This is a genomic window from Devosia sp. J2-20 (assembly GCF_055808475.1).
The window spans coordinates 657869-678181 of the sequence record NZ_CM147870.1 but is presented as its reverse complement, the minus strand read 5'-3'; the positions used below and the strand labels follow the sequence as shown (position 1 = coordinate 678181).

17 protein-coding genes are annotated in these 20313 nt (G+C 61.1%); 16 read left to right on the top strand and 1 reads right to left on the bottom strand.

What is annotated here, in order from left to right; translation table 11 throughout:
• Nucleotides 1-415 precede the first annotated feature (415 nt).
• From AC0L37_RS03305 to AC0L37_RS03230, 16 genes are all read left to right on the top strand, one after another.
• Complete coding sequence (locus AC0L37_RS03305; RefSeq protein ID WP_282222014.1) at nt 416-1189, top strand: FadR/GntR family transcriptional regulator; 774 nt, start codon at nt 416-418, stop codon at nt 1187-1189.
• A gap of 59 nt (nt 1190-1248) precedes the next feature.
• Nucleotides 1249-2208, top strand: coding sequence for a sugar-binding transcriptional regulator (locus AC0L37_RS03300; protein ID WP_212657025.1), 960 nt, complete (start codon nt 1249-1251; stop codon nt 2206-2208).
• A gap of 158 nt (nt 2209-2366) precedes the next feature.
• On the top strand, nt 2367-3674 hold the full coding sequence (locus tag AC0L37_RS03295; protein ID WP_282222015.1) for an ABC transporter substrate-binding protein: 1308 nt from the start codon (nt 2367-2369) through the stop codon (nt 3672-3674).
• A gap of 229 nt (nt 3675-3903) precedes the next feature.
• Nucleotides 3904-4776, top strand: a complete 873-nt coding sequence (locus AC0L37_RS03290; RefSeq protein WP_212657023.1) for a carbohydrate ABC transporter permease — start codon at nt 3904-3906, stop codon at nt 4774-4776.
• Nucleotides 4777-4788: 12 nt separating this feature from the next.
• Entirely contained in the window at nt 4789-5619 is an 831-nt protein-coding gene (locus tag AC0L37_RS03285) for a carbohydrate ABC transporter permease (protein ID WP_212657022.1), read from the top strand.
• 11 nt (nt 5620-5630) lie between these two features.
• Entirely contained in the window at nt 5631-6635 is a 1005-nt protein-coding gene (locus AC0L37_RS03280) for an ABC transporter ATP-binding protein (protein WP_282222016.1), read from the top strand.
• Between the two features lie 9 nt (nt 6636-6644).
• Nucleotides 6645-8123, top strand: coding sequence for a mannitol dehydrogenase family protein (locus AC0L37_RS03275; RefSeq protein ID WP_282222017.1), 1479 nt, complete (start codon nt 6645-6647; stop codon nt 8121-8123).
• 103 nt (nt 8124-8226) lie between these two features.
• Nucleotides 8227-8847, top strand: coding sequence for an HAD family hydrolase (locus AC0L37_RS03270; RefSeq protein ID WP_473315318.1), 621 nt, complete (start codon nt 8227-8229; stop codon nt 8845-8847).
• Nucleotides 8848-8849: 2 nt separating this feature from the next.
• On the top strand, nt 8850-10436 hold the full coding sequence (locus AC0L37_RS03265) for an FGGY-family carbohydrate kinase (protein WP_269371081.1): 1587 nt from the start codon (nt 8850-8852) through the stop codon (nt 10434-10436).
• 85 nt (nt 10437-10521) lie between these two features.
• On the top strand, nt 10522-13872 hold the full coding sequence (locus tag AC0L37_RS03260) for a transglutaminase family protein (RefSeq protein WP_282222019.1): 3351 nt from the start codon (nt 10522-10524) through the stop codon (nt 13870-13872).
• A gap of 3 nt (nt 13873-13875) precedes the next feature.
• Nucleotides 13876-16284, top strand: coding sequence for a circularly permuted type 2 ATP-grasp protein (locus AC0L37_RS03255; RefSeq protein ID WP_212657017.1), 2409 nt, complete (start codon nt 13876-13878; stop codon nt 16282-16284).
• A gap of 5 nt (nt 16285-16289) precedes the next feature.
• Nucleotides 16290-17168, top strand: a complete 879-nt coding sequence (locus tag AC0L37_RS03250; RefSeq protein ID WP_282222020.1) for a transglutaminase family protein — start codon at nt 16290-16292, stop codon at nt 17166-17168.
• Nucleotides 17169-17305: 137 nt separating this feature from the next.
• Nucleotides 17306-17470 (top strand): hypothetical protein, encoded by a 165-nt coding sequence (locus AC0L37_RS03245; protein ID WP_212657015.1) that lies wholly within the window; start codon nt 17306-17308, stop codon nt 17468-17470.
• Between the two features lie 42 nt (nt 17471-17512).
• Nucleotides 17513-17671: a DUF3309 family protein gene (locus AC0L37_RS03240; RefSeq protein ID WP_212657014.1), complete on the top strand. Its 159-nt coding sequence runs from the start codon at nt 17513-17515 to the stop codon at nt 17669-17671.
• A gap of 205 nt (nt 17672-17876) precedes the next feature.
• On the top strand, nt 17877-18233 hold the full coding sequence (locus tag AC0L37_RS03235) for an ElaB/YgaM/YqjD family protein (protein WP_212657013.1): 357 nt from the start codon (nt 17877-17879) through the stop codon (nt 18231-18233).
• Between the two features lie 5 nt (nt 18234-18238).
• Entirely contained in the window at nt 18239-18676 is a 438-nt protein-coding gene (locus tag AC0L37_RS03230; RefSeq protein WP_282222021.1) for a hypothetical protein, read from the top strand.
• Nucleotides 18677-18699: 23 nt separating this feature from the next.
• On the opposite strand, the gene AC0L37_RS03225 is transcribed toward AC0L37_RS03230, so the two are convergent.
• A complete protein-coding gene (locus AC0L37_RS03225; RefSeq protein WP_282222022.1) occupies nt 18700-20298 on the bottom strand; it encodes an HWE histidine kinase domain-containing protein in 1599 nt (532 codons plus the stop codon).
• Nucleotides 20299-20313: the final 15 nt, after the last annotated feature.

The following is a 20313-nucleotide window of genomic DNA, read 5'->3' as shown; positions in this document are numbered from 1 at the left end:
GAAGCTTTGGATGGTCGTCAGAGGAGAGGCCTTGAGGCCATGCGCGCGCCAGTTTTGCACCCGGCTCGCGAACGAGTTCGAACCCGACACAGCGGCCAGAGCTGACCATTCAGACACCCGAAGGTGCACGGTCTGTCTGTACTGCATGGAGTCCTCCTGCACGACGGCGATTGCCGTCAGGGCCCTCCCAAGCCCACGGCGCAGAACCTAAGACAGTCAGACAAGCCTTGTAAAGCAGCTTTGACCCTTGCCTTCATTTTTTTCGATTGTCGAATATTAATTATAACGCCGCACCACAGCGATTGCAGTTCGCCATGACACTGGTTATTCTGGTCTCGCCTAAGGCAAAATCTGACGAAAAAGATCGCAAAGCGACATCGTTTGATGCAAAGGTATCAGATACCTTGGAGGGGAAGTGAGTACGACGGACGGCGACACACGTGTCGATCAGCCGACAGCAGCCAGCGCTGTTGCCGACGATCTGGCACGCATGATTCTGGCAGAACTGGCCCCAGGCTCCAGCCTGCCCAGCGAAGCTGAACTGGCCACCCGCTACGCGGTGAGCCGGCTCACCATTCGCGAGGCGGTCAAGCTGCTTGAGGGGCGTGGATTGCTAGAGTTGGCGCGCGGCCGCAAGGCCGTGGTGCGCGAACCCGACGGCGCCGCCTTTGGCGACTTCCTGACCTCTGTGATCCGCTATGACCCCAAGGGGCTATTCGATCTGGTGGAGATCCGCCTTTCGCTCGAAGTGCAGTCGGCCACCCTGGCGGCCAAGCGCGCCTCACGCGCGGCCATTGCTGCAATAGAAAGCGAACTCCAGGGCATGCGCGACACTGTCGGCGTGCGCGGTGAACCCATGACGCACGCTCAGGAACTAGGCTTTCACACCCATGATGTCGGTTTTCACGAAGCTGTCGCTCTGGCCAGTGGCAACCGCATTCTGGGGTTTCTGTTCGAGGCAATGTCACAGCCGCTGCGCGAGGGCTTCTTCATCAGCCGTCGCGGCCATGAGAAGCGCGGACACACCCTGCATGAAACCATTGAGGCGCATCAACGCATCCTTGATTGCATCAAGGCCGGCAATGGTCGCACTGCTGCCGAAGCGATGCGGGTGCACATCAAGGATACCGAGCGCGATATCCGTGTTGCACTCAGCCAATTGGCGCTGCGGCCAAGCGATCCGTCATAAAGGCTTGCGGCCAGCCCGCGCATCGCCGAATAATCCGGACACACGATGCAGGACCACTAATGGCGCAAAGAGTAGACACCTCCAGCAATCGTCTGGATGACGCAGCACGGGCCGGCTGGCTATACTATGTCGCCGGCAACACGCAGGAAGAGATCGCCACCCAGCTGGGCATCTCCCGTCAGGCCGCACAGCGTCTGGTTTCGCTCTCGGTCAGCGAAGGACTGATCAAGGTGCGGCTTGATCACCCCATTGGTCGTTGCATGGATCTGGCCAGCCGTCTCAAATCGCGTTTTGCCCTGGATCTGGTCGAAGTGGTCCCCTCCGACCCCAATAGCGACTCCTCCACCATCGGGTTAGCCGAAGCCACCGCTGCCGAGATCGAACGCTGGCTCAAGCGCGCCGACCCCGTCGTGATGGGCATTGGCACCGGCCGCACACTCAAGGCGGCAGTAGAGCAGCTCATGCCCATGGATTGCCCGCATCACAAGGTGGTGTCACTGACCGGCAATATCGCGCCCGACGGTTCGGCCGCCTATTACAACGTGATTTTCAACATGGCCGATGCGGTCAAGGCCCGCAGCTTTCCCATGCCCTTGCCGGTGATCGCCTCCTCCGCGCGCGAGCGCGAACTACTGCACCAGCAGCCCATGATCCGCGAAACACTGTCTCTGGCCGCCCAAGCCGACGTTACGTTTGTCGGCATCGGCGATATCGGCCCCGACGCCCCACTCTATGTGGACGGCTTCATTACTGATGCAGAACTCAGGGAATTGCAGAAGGCCGGCGCGGTCGGCGAAATCTGCGGTTGGTGTTTCGATGCCCAGGGCAAGCTGATCGAAGGGCTCACCAATGAGCGCGTTGCGTCGGCACCGATTCCATCGAGAGAAGGCTCTCTGGTGGTGGCAATCGCCATGGGCGCGCGTAAATTGCCCGGCATTCACGCCACACTCAACCGGCGACTGGTTAACGGCTTGATAACTGATGAACGTACCGCAGAAGGCCTGCTGAAACACCTCTAACGCGCTGAAAACGCGATAAAATAGGCCATTTTCACCTATACCCTACCGTACGATTGCTAGGCGATTTACGCATAGCACACTTGACTCTGCCGCATAATGTGTGAGTATTTGCTCACAGCCGGGACAAATGCCCGCCTATCTCACTGGGAGGAAAACCAATGAAATTGACACCTATTCTCGTCGGCGCACTCAGCGTCGCACTCGTGACCTCAGCCTCCGCTGAAACCCTCACCATCGCCACCGTGAACAATGGCGATATGATCCGCATGCAGGGTCTCTCTTCTGCCTTCACCGAAGAGACCGGTATTGATCTGAACTGGGTTGTTCTCGAAGAGAACACCCTGCGCCAGAACGTCACCACCGACATCGCCACCAATGGTGGCCAGTATGACGTGATGACCATCGGCACCTACGAAGCGCCGATCTGGGCCAAGCAGGGCTGGCTGGTGCCACTTGATGGCCTGAGCGCCGATGCTGATTACGATGTCGATGATCTGCTGCCAGCCATCCGCGGCGGTCTCTCGCTCGATGGCCACCTCTATGCAGCACCATTCTATGGCGAAAGCTCGATGGTGATGTATCGCAAGGACCTGATGGAAAAAGCCGGCCTGACCATGCCCGATGCCCCCACCTGGGAATTCATCGGCGAAGCCGCCCGTGCCATGACCGACCGCGACAATGACATCAACGGCATCTGCCTGCGCGGCAAGGCCGGCTGGGGCGAGAACATGGCCTTCCTGACTGCCATGTCAAACTCCTTTGGCGCCCGCTGGTTTGACGAAAACTGGACACCCCAGTTTGATCAGCCTGAGTGGAAAGCCACGCTCGACACCTATCTCTCGATCATGAATGACGCGGGCCCCGCCGGCGCATCCTCCAATGGCTTTAACGAAAACCTGACCCTGTTCCAGCAGGGCAAGTGCGGCATGTGGATCGACGCCACCGTTGCTGCCTCCTTCGTGACCGGTGCAGATTCCACTGTCGCCGATCAGGTTGGCTTCACTCTTGCACCCGACAATGGTCTGGGCAAGCGCGGCAACTGGCTCTGGGCATGGTCGCTGGCCGTTCCCACCAGCAGCCAGAACCCAGAGGCAGCAGAGAAGTTCATCAATTGGGCCACCAATAAGGACTATCTCGCCACTGTCGCGGCTAACGAAGGCTGGGCGAACGTGCCTCCCGGCACCCGCACATCGCTGTACGAAAACGCTGAGTACCAGGCAGCCGCGCCATTCGCCAAGATGACGCTGGACTCCATCAACTCTGCTGATCCGACCAACCCGACCGTCAAGCCGGTCCCCTATGTCGGCGTGCAGTTTGTGGCCATCCCCGAATTTGCGGGTATCGCCACCAATATCGGCCAGATCTTCTCAGCCTCGCTGGCTGGTCAGATGTCGGCAGATGATGCCTTGGCCCAGGCGCAGGACGCAGCGACCCGCGACATGACCCGCGCTGGCTACATCAAGTAAGTCGGTTCCCCTCCCGACCTCCATGCAGTCGGACGCTTCGGCGCCCGGCTGCACCAACCGCCCTCAGGCGGACGGCGCCCCTCAATTGCCGAGGCTGCCCCGAAACTGACGCTGACATCACCATGACATGAGACGCCATGGTGAGCTTGCAGAGCCGATCACCGGCAAGTTCACCTTGGGGTCTGATTTCAAAGACCCGGCCAGACGGATCTGGCCACTGGAGGAAGCAATGGCCACCGCCCAAACCCGAACGCTCTCCCGCATCATGATGGCCCCAGCCGTCATCGTGCTCTTGCTCTGGATGGCTGTTCCACTTGCCATGACGATCTGGTTCTCTTTCCAGAACTACAGCCTGATCAACCCGATGATGACCGGTTTTGCGGGCTGGGCGAACTACGCTTATGTCATTGGCGACCCCAGTTTCATGCAGTCCCTGCTCAATACGCTGATCCTGGTCGGCGGGGTCTTGCTGATCACGGTGATCGGCGGCACGTTTCTGGCCCTCTTGTTGGATCAACCGCTTTGGGGCCAGGGCATTCTGCGCATCATCGTGATCTCGCCCTTCTTTGTCATGCCGCCAGTGGCTGCCTTGATCTGGAAGAATGGCTTCATGCATCCCGGCTACGGCATGCTGGCCCATCTCTACGAGTTTTTTGGTCTGCAGCCGGTCGACTGGTTCAACCAGTATCCCCTGTTCTCGGTCATCGTCATCGTTGCCTGGCAGTGGCTGCCCTTTGCGACCCTGATCCTGCTCACGGCCCTGCAGTCGCTCTCCGAAGAGCAGCGCGAAGCCGCCGAGATGGATGGCGCCAACGCCATCAACCGCTTCTACTATATCATCATGCCGCACATGGCCCGCTCGATCACCATCGTGATCCTGATCCAGACCATCTTCCTGCTCGGCATCTTCGCTGAAATCCGCGTCACCACAGGCGGCGGGCCAGGCTACGCCTCGACCAATATCGCCTTCCTGGTGTTCCGCACCGGTATCTTGAGCAACGACATCGGCGCCGGTTCTGCCGGTGGCGTGGTCGCCGTCATCATCGCCAATATCGTCGCCATCTTCCTGATGCGTGCGGTTGGCAAGAACCTCGACGCGTAAGGGAGCTCAATCATGGCACGCACCGCTTCTGTTCCCACCAAGATTGGCTTCACCATCGCCGCATGGACCGTCGCGCTCCTGTTGTTCGCGCCGATCCTGTGGACCATCCTGACGGCCTTCAAGACCGAGGCTGAGGCGATTGCCTCGACCCCGACCTTCTTCCCGCAGAATTTCACGCTGGAAAACTTCGTCGACGTTCAGGATCGCTCGGACTACTTCAAGCACGCCATCAATTCGATCCTGGTGTCGGTCGGCTCAACCCTGCTGGGCCTGGTCATCGGCGTCCCTGCAGCCTGGGCCATGGCCTTTGCGCCCACCAAGCGCACCAAGGACGTCTTGATGTGGATGCTATCCACCAAGATGATGCCCGCCGTCGGCGTGCTGATCCCCATCTATCTGATTTTCCGCGATCTTCGCCTGCTCGACACCGTGCACGGTCTGACCATCATCATGACGCTGATCAACCTGCCGATCATCATCTGGATGCTCTACACCTACTTTAAGGAAATCCCGGTCGATATCCTCGAAGCCGCCCGGATGGATGGCGCTGAACTCTGGAACGAGATTGTCCATGTGCTGGTGCCCATGGCTGTCCCCGGCATTGCCTCGACACTGCTGCTCAACGTCATCCTGGCTTGGAACGAAGCCTTCTGGACCATCACGCTGACCTCGGGCCGCGCAGGCACACTGACAGCCTTCATCTCTTCATTCTCTTCTCCGCAGGGTCTGTTCCTGGCCAAGCTATCGGCTGCCTCCCTGCTGGCCATCGCGCCAATCCTCCTCATGGGCTGGTTCAGCCAGAAACAACTCGTCCGCGGTCTCACCTTCGGCGCTGTAAAGTAAGGACTAGAAAAATGGGTTCCATAACACTCGAACACGTCAACAAGTCCTTCGGTGAAGTCGAGATCATTCCGGACATTTCGATGGAGATCAAAGAAGGCGAGTTCGTCGTCTTTGTCGGCCCATCCGGTTGCGGCAAGTCCACCCTGCTGCGCCTGATCGCCGGCCTTGAGGACACCTCCAGCGGCTCCATCCTGCTCGATGGCGTCGACATGACCAAGGCGCCACCAGCGCGCCGGGGTTTGGCCATGGTGTTCCAGTCCTATGCGCTCTATCCGCACATGACAGTGCGCGACAACATCGCCTTCCCGCTTAAAATGGCCAATGCCAGCAAGGAGCTGATCGACCAGAAGGTCGAATACGCCGCCCGCACGTTGAACCTGTCATCCTATCTCGATCGCCGCCCGCGCGCGCTTTCGGGTGGTCAGCGTCAACGCGTTGCCATCGGCCGCGCCATTGTGCGTGAACCCAAGGCGTTCCTGTTCGACGAACCCCTGTCCAATCTCGATGCCGCGCTGCGCGTCAACATGCGCCTTGAGATCACCGAACTGCACCAGCAACTCAAGACCACCATGATCTACGTCACCCACGATCAGGTCGAGGCAATGACCATGGCCGACCGCATCGTGGTGCTCAACGCCGGCAATGTCGAACAGTTTGGCAGCCCGCTCGATCTCTACAAGAAGCCGGCCAACCGCTTCGTTGCCGGCTTCATCGGCTCGCCAAAGATGAACTTCGTCGATGGACCCGAGGCCGCCAAGTACAACGCCCACTCCATCGGCGTGCGCCCCGAGCACTTCCAGCTGGCCACCAAGCCAACGCCTGACACCTGGAAGGGCAAGGTAGGGGTCGCCGAGCAGCTTGGCTCCGACACCTTCCTGCATGTGCAGGTCGAAGGTCTGGGCCTGATGACCATCCGCACCGATGGCGACCAGACCTTCAGCCATGGCGACGACGTCTATCTCACGCCTGACCCTACGCGCATCTACCGCTTTGATGCCGCAGGCCTGGCTCTCTAGGACACCCACATGACCACCAAGCTCTCGGCCAAGACCCTGGACGCCATTTCTGCCACGGCATCGGTGCCGGGCTACCGTCGGGATGACCTCACCGCCGGCATCGTCCATTTCGGTATCGGCAATTTCCACCGCGCGCATCAGGCCGTCTATCTAGACGACCTGTTTGCCACCGGTGCCGATCACGATTGGGCTCTGGTGGGTGCTGGCGTTCGCGCTGCTGACGAGGCCATGCGCCAGAAGCTGGCTGAACAGGACTGGCTGACCACTGTGGTCGAGCAGGAAGCCGATAGCAGCAGCGCCCGGGTGACCGGTGCCATGATCGATTATTTGCGTCCCGGCGACAGCGAAGCTGTCATTGAGCGGCTGGCCGATCCCGCTATCCGTATCGTTTCGCTGACCATCACCGAGGGCGGTTATTACATCGACCCGGCCAGCCAGAAGTTTGATCCCACCCATCCCGACATCGCCTTCGATGTTGCCAATATGGCCGCGCCGCGCACCGCTTTTGGCCTGATCCTGGCCGGCCTGCTGCGCCGCAGGGATGCTGGCACCGTGCCCTTCACCGTGATGAGCTGCGATAACATTCCCGGCAATGGGCACGTCACCGAGAACGCGGTGATCGGCATGGCAAAGCTTATCGATCTGGGGCTGGCTGACTGGGTCAGCAACAACGTTGCCTTCCCCAATGGCATGGTCGATCGCATCACGCCCGCCACCTCCCCGCGCGAGACGCAATTGCTCGCAGACAATTTCGGGATCCAGGACAATTGGCCTGTCTTCTGCGAGAGCTTCAAGCAATGGGTGCTCGAGGACAACTTCCCTGCTGGTCGACCGGCGCTGGAAAAGGTCGGCGTGCAGTTTGTCCCGGACGTCGCCCCCTATGAGTTGATGAAGATCCGCATCCTCAATGGCGGACATGCGACCATCGCCTATCCTGCGGCCCTGCTCGATATCCAGTTCGTCCACGATGCCATGGCAGACCCCACGGTTGGGGCGTTCCTGGCCAAGGTCGAACGCGACGAAATCATCCCCGTTGTACCGTCTGTTCCCGATACCAATCTCGACGACTATTTCGCCCTTTGCCAGCGTCGCTTCGCCAATCCCAAGATTGCCGACACCACCCGCCGGCTGGCGCTGGACGGCTCTAACCGCCAGCCCAAGTTCATCATTCCGTCTGCCCTGGATCGCGTGACAGCAGGCCAGTCTGCCAAGGGCCTGGCCCTGGTATCAGCCCTATGGTGCCGCTATTGCTTTGGCACCACCGATGCCGGCACAGTGATCGAAGCCAATGATCCCAATTGGGACCGGCTCAACACCCAGGCCGGCCTGGCCAAGGCCGACCCAAGCGCCTGGCTGTCCATGAGCGATATCTATGGCGAGCTGGCAAACAACACGAGCTTCGTCAAAGATTTCACCCACGCCCTGAACACCCTCTGGTTATCGGGCACCAAGGCGACGCTCGAGCACTATCTGGCCGGAACCCTCTAGGTCCAGCGTGTCAGCCCTACCCCATCCAGACCGCCCACAGGGGCCCATTGATCTGATCATTTTCGATTGTGATGGGGTGTTGGTCGACAGCGAACCGCTGGCCATGCAGGTGCTGGTAGACGCCATTGCCGAGCAGGGCATCACCATCGCGCCCGAGGATGCCTATCGAGACTTCCTCGGCCGCTCGCTGAGTTCCATATCAGCCAGCCTGCACGATAATCACGGCGCTCCTCTCGGCCCGTCCGCCTTGCAGTCCATGCGGACCAACCTCTACGCGCTTTACCGCCAGAGCCTGCGGGCCAATCCGGGACTGCCCGAAGTCCTTGATCTGCTCAAGACACCATGCTGCGTCGCTTCATCATCCATGCCCGAACGCATTCATCTCAGCCTTGAACTGACTGGACTGTTGCCCCACTTTGCCGGGCATATCTATTCAGCCTCGATGGTAGACAACGGTAAGCCCGCGCCGGACCTTTTCCTTTACGCAGCCAGCCAGATGCACGTCTCACCCGCCAATTGCCTGGTGATTGAAGACAGTCCAGCAGGAATCACCGCTGCACAGCGCGCGGGCATGCGAGTGCTTGGCTATGTAGGGGGCAGCCACGCCACCCCAGGCGGTCTGCGCCCAGCGATTACCGCGTTGCACCCTGACGCCATATTCGACGATATGCATGCCCTTCCCGATCTAGTACGCTCGCTGCGAACCGAGAAGAGGGCGCGCTAGGTTTGACGACAAAGCTCTTGGTGGCAGTAGATGTGGGCACCGGTAGTGCCCGAGCAGGCGTACTGACGCCTGAAGGCGTGCTCCTGGGCCGCGCCGAGCATTCGATCGCCATGAACCGGCCCGATGCCAACCATGCCGAACACGACAGCGAACAGATCTGGAAAGCCGTTTGTGCTGCTGTCCGCCAGGCCATGGCCATTGCGGAGGCCAGGCCGGAACAGGTGGTCGGGCTGGGCTTTGACGCAACCTGTTCGCTTGTGGTTCGCGACGCTCAGGGGCACCCGCTGACCGTTTCGACCAGCGGCGACGATCGCTGGGACACCATTGTCTGGCTGGACCACCGCGCACTCAGCCAGGCCGATGAATGCACCCGCACCGGCCATGAAGTGCTCAATTTTGCTGGTGGCGTCATGTCGCCCGAAATGGAAGCCCCCAAGTTGATGTGGCTCAAGCGCCATCTGCCACAGACCTGGGCCCGCGCCGGCATGATGTTCGATCTGGCCGACTTTCTCTCTTGGAAAGCCACAGGCTCCCAGGCGCGCTCGCAATCAACCCTGACCTGCAAATGGACCTATCTGGCCCACAAGACCCCCAGCTGGCAGGCCGATTTTCTAGCCCGCATCGGCCTAGATGATCTGCTGGAAAAAGCGTGCTTGCCCGATCAGGCCAGTCCCGTTGGTGCCGATCTGGGCGCACTCACCCCAACTGCCGCCGCCGATCTCGGCCTGACCACCGCCTGCCATGTCGGCGCCGGCTTGATCGACGCCCATGCCGGCGCCTTGGGCGTGCTGGGCGCCTTCACCCGGGATGTCGACACCATCGACCGCCACCTCGCACTGATTGCCGGCACCTCCAGCTGCGTCATGGCGCTGTCGGCCGAAGATCGTCCAACTTCCGGCGTCTGGGGCCCCTATTTTGGGGCAGTGCTGCCCGGGGTCTGGCTCAATGAAGGTGGCCAGTCAGCCACCGGCGCGCTGCTTGATCACATCATTCGCCTGCACAGCGCCGGGGGGGAACCAGATTCAACAATGCACAGCGCCATCGCCAGCCGCATTATGCAGTTGCGCCAGAGCGAGGGGCTGGCACTTTCCGATCGCCTGCATGTGCTGCCAGACTTTCACGGCAACCGCTCGCCGCTGGGCGATCCCTTCGCGCTGGGGGTTATCTCTGGCCTGACCCTGGACAGCGATTTCGACTCGCTCTGTCGGCTCTATTGGCGCACTTGTGTCTCCATTGCCCTGGGCGTGCGCCATATTCTGGAGACTTTGAATACGCGCGGCTACGCCATCGACACGCTCCATGTCACCGGCGGCCATACCAAGAATGCCATTCTGATGGAGCTCTATGCAGACGCAACGGGCTGCACCGTCGTGGAATCGGCCGCCAAGGACGCGACGCTGCTGGGCATGGCAATGGTCGCCGCCACCGCAGCAGGTCTCTATCCCAGCCTTGATCAGGCTTGCGCGGCCATGCAGCAGGGAGGCCGCTCCCGTACACCCGAAGCGGCAGCCCGCCCGCAATTTGACAAGGACTACCGGATCTTCCTCGAAATGCTGCGCCAAAGACAGATCATCGACACGATGGTCTGATCTGCAAGATGCGTGCTGGCGGTCCGTCGCTACACTCGCTAGGCTGCCAATCTGTTTTGTGGCCTGAAGAGAGCGACGCACGCGCATGTCGATCAAAGCCGCCGTTTATCACCTGACTCACTACAAGTATGACCGTCCGGTCTATCTGCAGCCGCAGATCATCAGGCTGCAGCCGGCGTCGCACTCAAAGACCAAGGTATTGAGCTATTCGCTCAAGGTCTCGCCCTCCCTGCATTTCGTCAATATGCAGCAGGACCCCTATGGCAATTTCCTGACCCGCATCGTCTTTCCCGAGCCTGTCACCGAGCTCAAGATCGAAGTCGATCTGGTGGCCGACATGACGGTCTACAATCCCTTCGATTTCTTTGTCGAAGAGAGCGCCGAGATATTCCCGTTCGAATATCCCCAGGACATCCGCCCCGATCTGTCCATCTATATGCAACCCGAGCCGGTCGGCCCACTGCTGCAAAAATTCATCGACGGCATCGACAAGACACCGATGAACACGGTGAACTTTGTCACCGGCATCAATGCCAGTATTCAGCAGCACCTCGCCTATGTCGTGCGCATGGAAACCGGCGTCTGGACACCCGAGGAAACCCTGGCCAATGCCAAGGGGAGCTGCCGCGACTCCAGCTGGCTGCTGGTGCAGGTGTTGCGCAATCTCGGCTTCGCTGCGCGTTTCGTTTCCGGCTACCTCATTCAGCTCAAGCCCGATCTGGTCTCGCTGGATGGCCCTGCGGGGACCGATCACGATTTCACCGATCTGCACGCCTGGTGCGAGGTCTACCTGCCCGGCGCGGGCTGGGTCGGTCTTGACCCAACCTCGGGCCTGCTGACTGGCGAAAGCCACGTTCCCCTGGCCGCCACCCCGCACTACCGCAATGCAGCGCCGATCTCGGGCACCGCTTCCTATGCTGAAGTCGAATTCGACTTCGACATGCGCGTCGACCGGGTCGCCGAGCATCCGCGCATCACCAAGCCTTTCTCCGATGAGAGCTGGGAAGAACTTGATGCGCTCGGCCATCAGGTCGATCAGGTGCTCGCCGATAATGACGTCCGCCTGACCATGGGCGGCGAGCCGACCTTTGTGTCTATTGATGACTTCGAAGCCGATGAGTGGAACACCGGCGCCGTCGGCCCCACCAAGCGCATCCTGGCCGACGATCTGATCCGTCGCCTGCGCGAGCGCTTTGCCCCCAACGGCATGCTGCATTATGGACAGGGCAAGTGGTACCCCGGCGAGACGCTGCCGCGCTGGACCTTCTCGCTCTATTGGCGGCTGGACGGCAAGCCGATCTGGTCTGACGAAAAGCTCATCGCCCGCGAAGGCGTCAAAACCGATGCCACGCATGAAGATGCCCGCAAATTTCTCGACAGCTTTGCGAAGAATCTCGGCCTCACCGGCGAAACCATCGCCGAGGCCTATGAGGATCCCGGCGAGTGGCTGCTCAAGGAAGCCAACCTGCCCGAGAACGTCGATCCAGCCAATTCCGAGCTAGCCGATCCAGAGGCCCGCTCGCGCATCGCCAAGGTGTTTGAACGCGGCCTGACCAACCCCACTGGTTACGTCCTGCCCATCCAGCGCTGGAATGCAGCGGCCTCCAGCCCATGGCTGACCGAAGTCTGGAAGACCCGGCGGGGCAAGTTGTTTCTGGCACCCGGTGACAGCCCGGCCGGCTATCGCCTGCCGCTCAGCTCGCTCAAGCATATCGATGCCACCAGCTATCCCCATGTTGTGGCCCAGGACCCCGGCGCGCCGCGCGGCGCCCTGCCCGATCCAGAGGAAATTCTGGCGCGCCAGAAGACAGGCCTTGAGGCTGATCCACGCGCCCAGACCACCGCCGATTTCACTGCCGCGACCGAACAACAGGACCGGACCGAACAGGAAATCAGCGAGATCGAGGGCGAAGTACGCACCGCCGTCACCGCCGAAATTCGCGATCATCGCCTGTGCGTCTTCCTGCCCCCGGTCGAACGGCTCGAGGACTATCTCGAACTGATCACCGCCGTTGAGGCTGCCGCCCGACATGTCGGCCAGCCGGTTCACCTGGAGGGCTATGCGCCCCCACATGACCCACGCCTCAACGTCATCCGCGTGGCGCCCGATCCCGGCGTCATCGAGGTCAATATTCACCCCGCTTCAAGCTGGGACGACTGCGTCGCTACCACCACCGCGATCTATGAAGAGGCCCGCCAGTCCCGTTTGGGTGCTGACAAGTTCATGATCGATGGTCGCCACACCGGCACAGGCGGCGGCAATCACGTCGTTGTCGGTGGCGCCACACCCGATGACAGCCCCTTCCTGCGCCGGCCCGATCTGCTCAAGTCGCTGTTGCTGCATTGGCAGCGGCACCCGGCCATGAGCTACCTGTTCTCGGGCCTGTTTATTGGACCGACCAGTCAGGCCCCGCGGTTTGACGAGGCGCGACATGACAGCCTCTACGAACTCGAAATCGCCATGTCGCAGGTGCCGCACCCGCAATCGGGTCAGCCCGCACCGCTGCCTTGGCTAGTTGATCGGCTGTTCCGCAATTTGCTGGTAGATGTCACCGGCAACACCCATCGTTCTGAAATCTGCATCGACAAGCTGTTCTCGCCCGATGGCCCGACCGGCCGTCTTGGCCTAGTCGAATTCCGCGGTTTCGAGATGCCGCCCAATGCCCGCATGGCACTGGCCCAGCAAGTTCTCGTCAGAGCCATCATCGCACGCTACTGGACCAACCCGCTTGATGGTAGTTTTACCCGCTGGGGCACTACGCTGCATGATCGCTTCATGCTGCCCCATTACGTCTGGCAGGATTTCCTCGACGTCATCGCGGACTTGGATCGCCACGGCTTCAAGATCGATCCCGCCTGGTTCGCCGCCCAGCTCGAATTCCGCTTCCCGTTCTGCGGTGAGGTCGAATACGAGGGCATGAAGCTCGAACTGCGTCAGGCGCTTGAGCCTTGGCACGTCATGGGTGAGCAGGGCGCCATTGGCGGTACCGTCCGCTTCGTTGATAGCTCGGTGGAGCGCCTGCAGGTCAAGCTCGAAGGGCTTAACCCCGATCGCTATGCCGTCACCTGCAATCAACGTCCTGTGCCACTGCGCCACACTCAGACCGAGGGCGTCAGCGTGGCCGGTGTGCGCTTCAAGGCGTGGCAGCCGGCCTCAGGCCTGCACCCTGCCCTGCCGGTCAACACGCCGCTGGTGTTTGATATCTTTGATCTGTGGACCCAGCGACCCGTTGGCGGCTGCGTCTATCATGTCGCCCATCCCGGCGGCCGCAGCTACGACACCTTCCCCGTCAATGGCAATGAAGCCGAAGCCCGCCGTCTGGCGCGCTTCCTGCCGCAGAATTACACCGCAGGCGGCTTCGACCTCCGCACCGAAAAGCCTGCGGACGAATTCCCGTTGACGCTTGACCTGCGTCGGCCGCCGCGCTTCTGGTAACCCATGACCATGACAGACCAAGAGCCCGACGCGCCCGCAGCAGGCCCCAGCATTATTGCTGACTACCAGCTGCGCCCGGGTGTCCCCGACGAAATGATCGATCCGGCCGGCAATATCCGGCCGGGCTGGGCCGAATTGATGGCCGCGTTTGATGCTTTGGGGGCGGAAGAACTCAGCGCCCGCTTTGAACGTGCTGACCAGTATCTGCGCGATGCAGGGGTGTTTTATCGCACCTATGATGGCGCAGAATCCAAGGAACGCGATTGGCCGTTGGCCCATGTCCCGTTGCTGATCGACGAAGCTGATTGGGAACGCATCAGCACCGGCCTCATCCAGCGCGCCGAACTGCTCGAAATGGTCGTCGCCGATATCTATGGCGACAACAATCTCGTCCAGCAGGGCCTGCTGCCGCCCGAACTGGTTGCACAGAACAGCGAATTCCTGCGCCCGCTGGTCGGTGTCAAACCAGCCAGTGGTCATTATCTTCACTTCTGCGCATTCGAACTCGGGCGCGGTCCTGATGGTGCCTGGTGGGTACTTGGCGATCGGACCCAGGCGCCTTCCGGCGCCGGTTTTGCGTTGGAGAACCGTGTCGCCACCACTCATGCCCTGAGCGACATCTACGCCAATATGAACGTGCAGCGGCTGGCTGGCTTCTTCCGCGATTTCCGCGACATGCTGTTTGCCGATGCCAAACGCGATGGTGGTTGGGTGGGCATCCTCACCCCAGGCCAGCTTAACGAAACCTATTTCGAACACGCCTATATCGCCCGCTATCTTGGTCTGGTCCTGCTCGAAGGCGAAGACCTGATCGTTCAGGACGGCAAGGTCATGGTTCGCACCGTTGCGGGGCCGATGCCGGTCAGCGCCCTCTGGCGCCGCATGGACGCTTCTTTCGTTGACCCGCTCGAACTGCGTTATGACAGTCGCATTGGCACGCCCGGCATGGTCGAGGCCTTGCGGCAGGGGTCGATATCGATGATCAATGCGCTGGGTACCGGCCTGCTGGAAACCCGCGCTCTGGCAGCCTTCATGCCACGCCTTTCGCGCAAACTGCTCGACACGCCGCTGCTGCTGCCCGAAATCGCCACCTGGTGGTGCGGTCAGCCCGGCGAGCAGCAGCAGGTCATCGACAATTTCGACGATCTGATGATCGGCCCTGCCTTTGCGACCAACCTGCCCTTTGACGATCTGCGCGGCACCAAGCTGGGTTCGACCATCCCGCCCGACGAAAAGGCGCGCCTGATCGAACGCATCCGCGCCAATGGGGCCAATTACGTCGGTCAGGAACAGGTGCAACTCTCGACCGCGCCGGTCTATGTCGATGGTAAATTGCAGCCACGTCCCATCACCTTGCGCGTCTACGCGGCACGCACCGAGAACGGCTGGACCATCATGCCCGGCGGCTTTGCCCGCGTCGGCTCAAGCCTTGATACAAGCGCCATTGCCATGCAGCGCGGCGGTCAGGCGGCCGACGTCTGGGTGCTCTCCTCCAAGCCGGTGGAACACATTTCCCTGTTGCCCCAGGACGGCAAGCAGATGGTGCGTGCCGCCGTGGGCGATCTGCCCAGTCGCGCCGCCGACAATCTGATCTGGCTGGGGCGCTATGCCGAACGCACCGAGGCCACGCTGCGCATTCTGCGCGCCTATAACGCCCGGCTGGCCGAACTGTCCAAGACAGATTTGCCGATTCTGACCCACTGCGCCGACTTCCTGGACAGCATCGATGTCGACGCCGCCCAGCCCATGCCACAGGGGTTGCTGGCCTCGATCAACAGCGCCGTGCACAGCGCCGGACAGATCCGAGATCGCTTTTCGCCCGATGGCTGGCTGGCGCTCAATGACCTGCAAAAAACAGCGCAGCGCTTTGCCAGGCGCGTCCGGCCGGGGGATGACTCCGCTCATGCCATGACCGTCTTGCTGCGCAAGCTCGCGGGCTTTTCCGGTCTGGTGCACGAAAACATGTACCGCTTTGCCGGCTGGCGCTTCCTCGAGCTCGGTCGCCGCCTTGAGCGCGCCATGCAGATTGCCCGCATTGTCTCTTGGTTGACCCATGAGGATGCCCCGGTCGGGTCGGTCGAGATGCTGCTCGAAATTGGCGACAGCGTGATGAGCCATCGGCGCCGCTATTCGGTGAGCGCGGGCGCTCAGAGCGCCATCGACCTGCTGATCCTGGACCCGCTCAACCCTCGATCGGTCATCTTCCAGCTCGACCGCTTGCGCGCCCAGATCGACAAACTGCCCGGCGGGATCGTCGAAGGGCAGTTGTCGCCTGCCGCCAAGGCCGCGCTAGAGCTCGAAACCGAACTGCGCATCGCCGATGCCGGCGACATGACGCCCGAACGGCTCGATAAGCTGGCTGACGATATTGTTGGCCTGTCGGGCCTGATTTCCGCGGCTTATCTGGTGTGACGCCGATGCTCTACGATATCCGCCTTGAGATGAGCTACGACTACGATGCAACAGTGCATGGCGGTCGCCATCTGGTGCGCGTCGCCCCCATCAGCATTCCCGGCGTCCAACGCGTAGTGGCATCTAGCCTGTCATTCGAACCACGCCCCGAACGTGTCACCACGTTCAGCGACTTCTTTGGCAATGTCGCCACTACCATCGCCTATGTGACACCCCATGATCAGCTCAAGATCCGCCTGACGGCGCGGGTCAACGTTGAAAACCTGCTACCGCCGATCGACCTGTCGCCCTCATTGGCCGACCTTCGCCAGCAGATTGCGCGGCTATGGAGCGTGCAACCGGACAGCCCGCACCATTTCCTGGCCGCTTCGCCGCGCGTTCCGCTCGAGCCGGCTATTACCGACTACGCCGCCAAGGCCGTCGCTGGCGCACCCACCGTTCTGGTCGCCGCCAACGCCCTGTGCATGGCGATCCATCGCGACTTTGCCTATGACCCCAAAGCCACCGATGTGGAAACTGAACCCGCCGAGGCCTTTGCCTTGCGCAAGGGCGTCTGCCAGGACTTTGCCCATGTCATGATTGCCGGCTTGCGTGGTCTGGGCATTCCAGCCGGCTATGTCTCGGGTTTCCTGCGCACCAGCCCGCCGCCCGGCAAGCCGCGTCTGGAAGGCGCTGATGCCATGCATGCATGGGTGCGCGCCTGGTGCGGCCAGGACATGGGGTGGATTGAGTTCGACCCCACCAATGCGATCACGGCCGGACCCGACCATATTTCGATTGGCCACGGCCGTGACTATGCCGACATCTCTCCCATCGTCGGCGTGCTCAAGACGCACGGCTCGCACGAGGCCAAGCAGTCCGTGGACGTATTGCCCGTCCTCTAGCCTGCGCGACTAGCATCAAAATCATTCGCGGAACCAAACCCGACCCACGTCCGTTCTTTGGCCAGGCGCAACACTGCGCAGCAAAAAAGATGGCGGGAACAAACAGTTCTTCGCCATCGGCCACGGCGGAGGCAGTCATGACAAATATCGAATTCAAGGCACTTGAGAACGCAAGTCGCACGGCAATGGTTTGGTCCGAAGGTTATGACGGCCAGACCCATTATGGCGACGTGCTCAAGGCGCTGACGCCGGCATTTCTCATTCTGGCCACCGCTGCAGGCCTGATGCTCGCCATTCTCTAGGCGCGCTCTTTCACATCAACAACATCCCTACGGAGAACGACCATGGGCTTGGGTACAATTCTCATCATCATCCTGATTCTGCTGCTGATCGGCGCCCTGCCAACATGGGGCTACTCGCGCGGCTTCGGCTACTTCCCCTCCGGCATCCTCGGTGTCGTTCTGGTGGTCGTTATCATTCTCGCATTGATGGGCAACATCTAGCCCCGTCCCCTAATCGGGCGCACCCAGTCCCGGGGTCCACGTTTGTGAACAGCGCCCGGCGGGCAGAAGACGCCCCCTTTCGCCCGCGATGGTGCACCTCGATACGTTCCTGCGTATTGGGGTGCATCTTTTTTGCTTGTCACCGATGGGGCGGAACTGCGGGGCACGCTCCGCGTTACACCTACACAACACAAGGAGCTTCTCAATGGCTAGCACATCCGACCTCGCCCCTGAGCGCAGCAAGACCAGCCGCAGCCGCGCCAGCACCAAGCCGCGCGAAGACCAGCTGGAAGACCAGATTGCCCAGCTGCAGGCCGATCTCAAGGCGATCGCCGCAACGCTGACCAAGCTGAGCACTGACAAGGTCAATGAGGCTCGCGACACGGCCAAGGATGAAGCGCGCAATATGCAGCGCCAGGGCCAGCACGTGATCGACGAAGTTCAGGACCAGGCTGGCGCCATGGAACAGCAGCTCAAGGACACCATCCGCGAAAAGCCACTGACGGCCGTCGCCAGCGCGATTGGTATTGGCTACATCCTGGCCCTTCTGTCGCGCCACTGATCGCCATGAATTTCCTGAGCCCATTGGCCAGCTTCCTGGGTATGGAAGTTGAGCACATCACCGATCGCATCAAGCACGCGGTCATCATCAACGCGGCCATGGCCTTGTTTGGCCTGGCAGCGGCAGGCTTTTTGGTTGCTGCAGGCTTCATGGCGCTCGCTGATCAGGTCGGTGGCATCTATGCCGCGTTGTTCTGCGCAGCCGCCTTTGCTGTGTTGGCTCTGACGATCTACCTGGGCACCCGCATCGCTGAAGCACGCCGTAAGCGGGCGATTGCCGAAAAGCGACGCTCGAGCGACACCAGCGCCTTTCTGACGACAGCAACCCTGACCGCATTGCCGGTGCTGCTGCGCTCGCCAATGGTGCGCACGCTGGGCCTGCCAGCCGCGGCAATCGCCGCGCTCTGGGTCATCAGCAATGGCAGTGATCGCAAAGACGACTGACCAAGACCAGACTGAACAAACGCTTATGCCGCCTCGACGGGCAGTGGCAGCCATACATCGGCTGTCACGCCTTCGGGGCGGAACTGCAGTGTGACGGCGCTATCGAGCACCTTGGCCAGACTACGTTCGATCAACCGCGCGCCCAGGCCGTATTCCTGCTTTTCAGCCACTTCCGGACCGCCGCGCTCGCGCCATTTCAGCGCCAGTCCACGTACAGGCGTCGTCTTCACGTCCCAGGAAATGCTCACCACCCCATCCTCACTGGACCACGCGCCATATCGGTGCGCGTTGGTGGTCAACTCGTGCAGGATTAGTCCCAGCCCCAGCGCATGATCAGCGGGCAACATGATGTCGTCGCCCACAACCTCGGCGTGGTCTGGCTGCGAAAGGAAATTGGGGCCGAGCTGGGCCGCAATCACCTCATAGAGCTGCACGCCGGACCAGTCGCGGTCCGCCAGCAGCACATGGGCTTCAGAGATTGTCCGCAACCGGCCTGAAAAGGCGTCGATGAACTCCTGCGGATCCGGATTTTGGCGGATCGTCTGTCGTGCGACCGACTGGATCATCGCCAAGGTGTTTTTTACGCGGTGATTGAGCTCACGCAACAGCAGCCGCGTCTGCTCAGCCGTATGCTTGCTTTCGCTGATGTCGGTGCTGGCGCCCATCATGATCAGCGGCTTTCCCTCGGTATCGCGTTGATAGACGCGACCACGCATGGTCAACCAGCGCCCGGTCCTGGCCACCCGGGCTTCGGCATTGTAGTCCACCCCGTCGCTCAGGCTGGCCGCAATACCTGCTTCAACCACCGCGCGGTCAACCGGGTGGGTTGCCTCAAGCACCTGCTCCATCACGATCACACCCGTTTCCGGCAGGTCATACATGCGTCGGAAGGTTTCGTTGCAGGCTATCTCGCCGGTTCGGATATCCCACACCCAGCTGCCGACCTTGCCCGCTTCGAGCGTCAGCGCATGCCGCCATTCCTCGCGCATCAGCGCAGCGGCGGTGCGGGCGCGTACCCGCGCTTCATCCTTGAGGGCGAAAAGGGCCGCAGCAATGCCGGCCAGATCGCCCAGCTGCGCCAGCATCTGGGGATCGACCTTTTCGCGCGGCGTCGTACTGAGCACGCAAAGCGAGCCGATCTTCTGGCCCTTAACAACAATTGGCGCGCCAGCATAAAACCTGATGAACGGCCAGGTCGTCACCAGCGAGTTGTCGCGAAATCGGTCATCCTGATGGGTATCAAGGACCACCAGGGCGTCGTCATCTGGCAGCGAAATGGTGTGGGCACAAAACGATGTTTCAGTGGAAGTGCCCGTCATGTCGCCCATGCCAAAGCACGCGCGGAACGATTGACGCTCCGCCCCCACGACTGTCACCAGGGCAAACTCGGTCTCGAAGATATGGGCGACTGCACGGCTCAACCGATCAAAGTCGACATCCGGCTCGCCTTCGTGTCCCTCAAAGGCCGACAACGCCTTTAGACGTTGCTGGTCATCCACAACCGCCCGCACATTTTCAGGCAGCCTGCCCCCTGTTTTTACCACGTTGCGTCCTGCATAAACTGACCGCCCGACGAATAACCAACATCGCCGGATAATCGACAGAAACGACACCCAAGCCATATTGGTTCCAAAAAA

Coding starts and splice junctions, on each gene's coding strand:
- AC0L37_RS03280 (WP_282222016.1), top strand. CDS start 5,631: ATGGGTTCCATAACACTCGAACACGTCAACAAGTCCTTCGGTGAAGTC.
- AC0L37_RS03225 (WP_282222022.1), bottom strand. CDS start 20,298: ATGGCTTGGGTGTCGTTTCTGTCGATTATCCGGCGATGTTGGTTATTC.
- AC0L37_RS03275 (WP_282222017.1), top strand. CDS start 6,645: ATGACCACCAAGCTCTCGGCCAAGACCCTGGACGCCATTTCTGCCACG.
- AC0L37_RS03230 (WP_282222021.1), top strand. CDS start 18,239: ATGAATTTCCTGAGCCCATTGGCCAGCTTCCTGGGTATGGAAGTTGAG.
- AC0L37_RS03240 (WP_212657014.1), top strand. CDS start 17,513: ATGGGCTTGGGTACAATTCTCATCATCATCCTGATTCTGCTGCTGATC.
- AC0L37_RS03270 (WP_473315318.1), top strand. CDS start 8,227: ATGCAGGTGCTGGTAGACGCCATTGCCGAGCAGGGCATCACCATCGCG.
- AC0L37_RS03285 (WP_212657022.1), top strand. CDS start 4,789: ATGGCACGCACCGCTTCTGTTCCCACCAAGATTGGCTTCACCATCGCC.
- AC0L37_RS03255 (WP_212657017.1), top strand. CDS start 13,876: ATGACCATGACAGACCAAGAGCCCGACGCGCCCGCAGCAGGCCCCAGC.
- AC0L37_RS03235 (WP_212657013.1), top strand. CDS start 17,877: ATGGCTAGCACATCCGACCTCGCCCCTGAGCGCAGCAAGACCAGCCGC.
- AC0L37_RS03295 (WP_282222015.1), top strand. CDS start 2,367: ATGAAATTGACACCTATTCTCGTCGGCGCACTCAGCGTCGCACTCGTG.
- AC0L37_RS03290 (WP_212657023.1), top strand. CDS start 3,904: ATGGCCACCGCCCAAACCCGAACGCTCTCCCGCATCATGATGGCCCCA.
- AC0L37_RS03245 (WP_212657015.1), top strand. CDS start 17,306: ATGACAAATATCGAATTCAAGGCACTTGAGAACGCAAGTCGCACGGCA.
- AC0L37_RS03250 (WP_282222020.1), top strand. CDS start 16,290: ATGCTCTACGATATCCGCCTTGAGATGAGCTACGACTACGATGCAACA.
- AC0L37_RS03300 (WP_212657025.1), top strand. CDS start 1,249: ATGGCGCAAAGAGTAGACACCTCCAGCAATCGTCTGGATGACGCAGCA.
- AC0L37_RS03260 (WP_282222019.1), top strand. CDS start 10,522: ATGTCGATCAAAGCCGCCGTTTATCACCTGACTCACTACAAGTATGAC.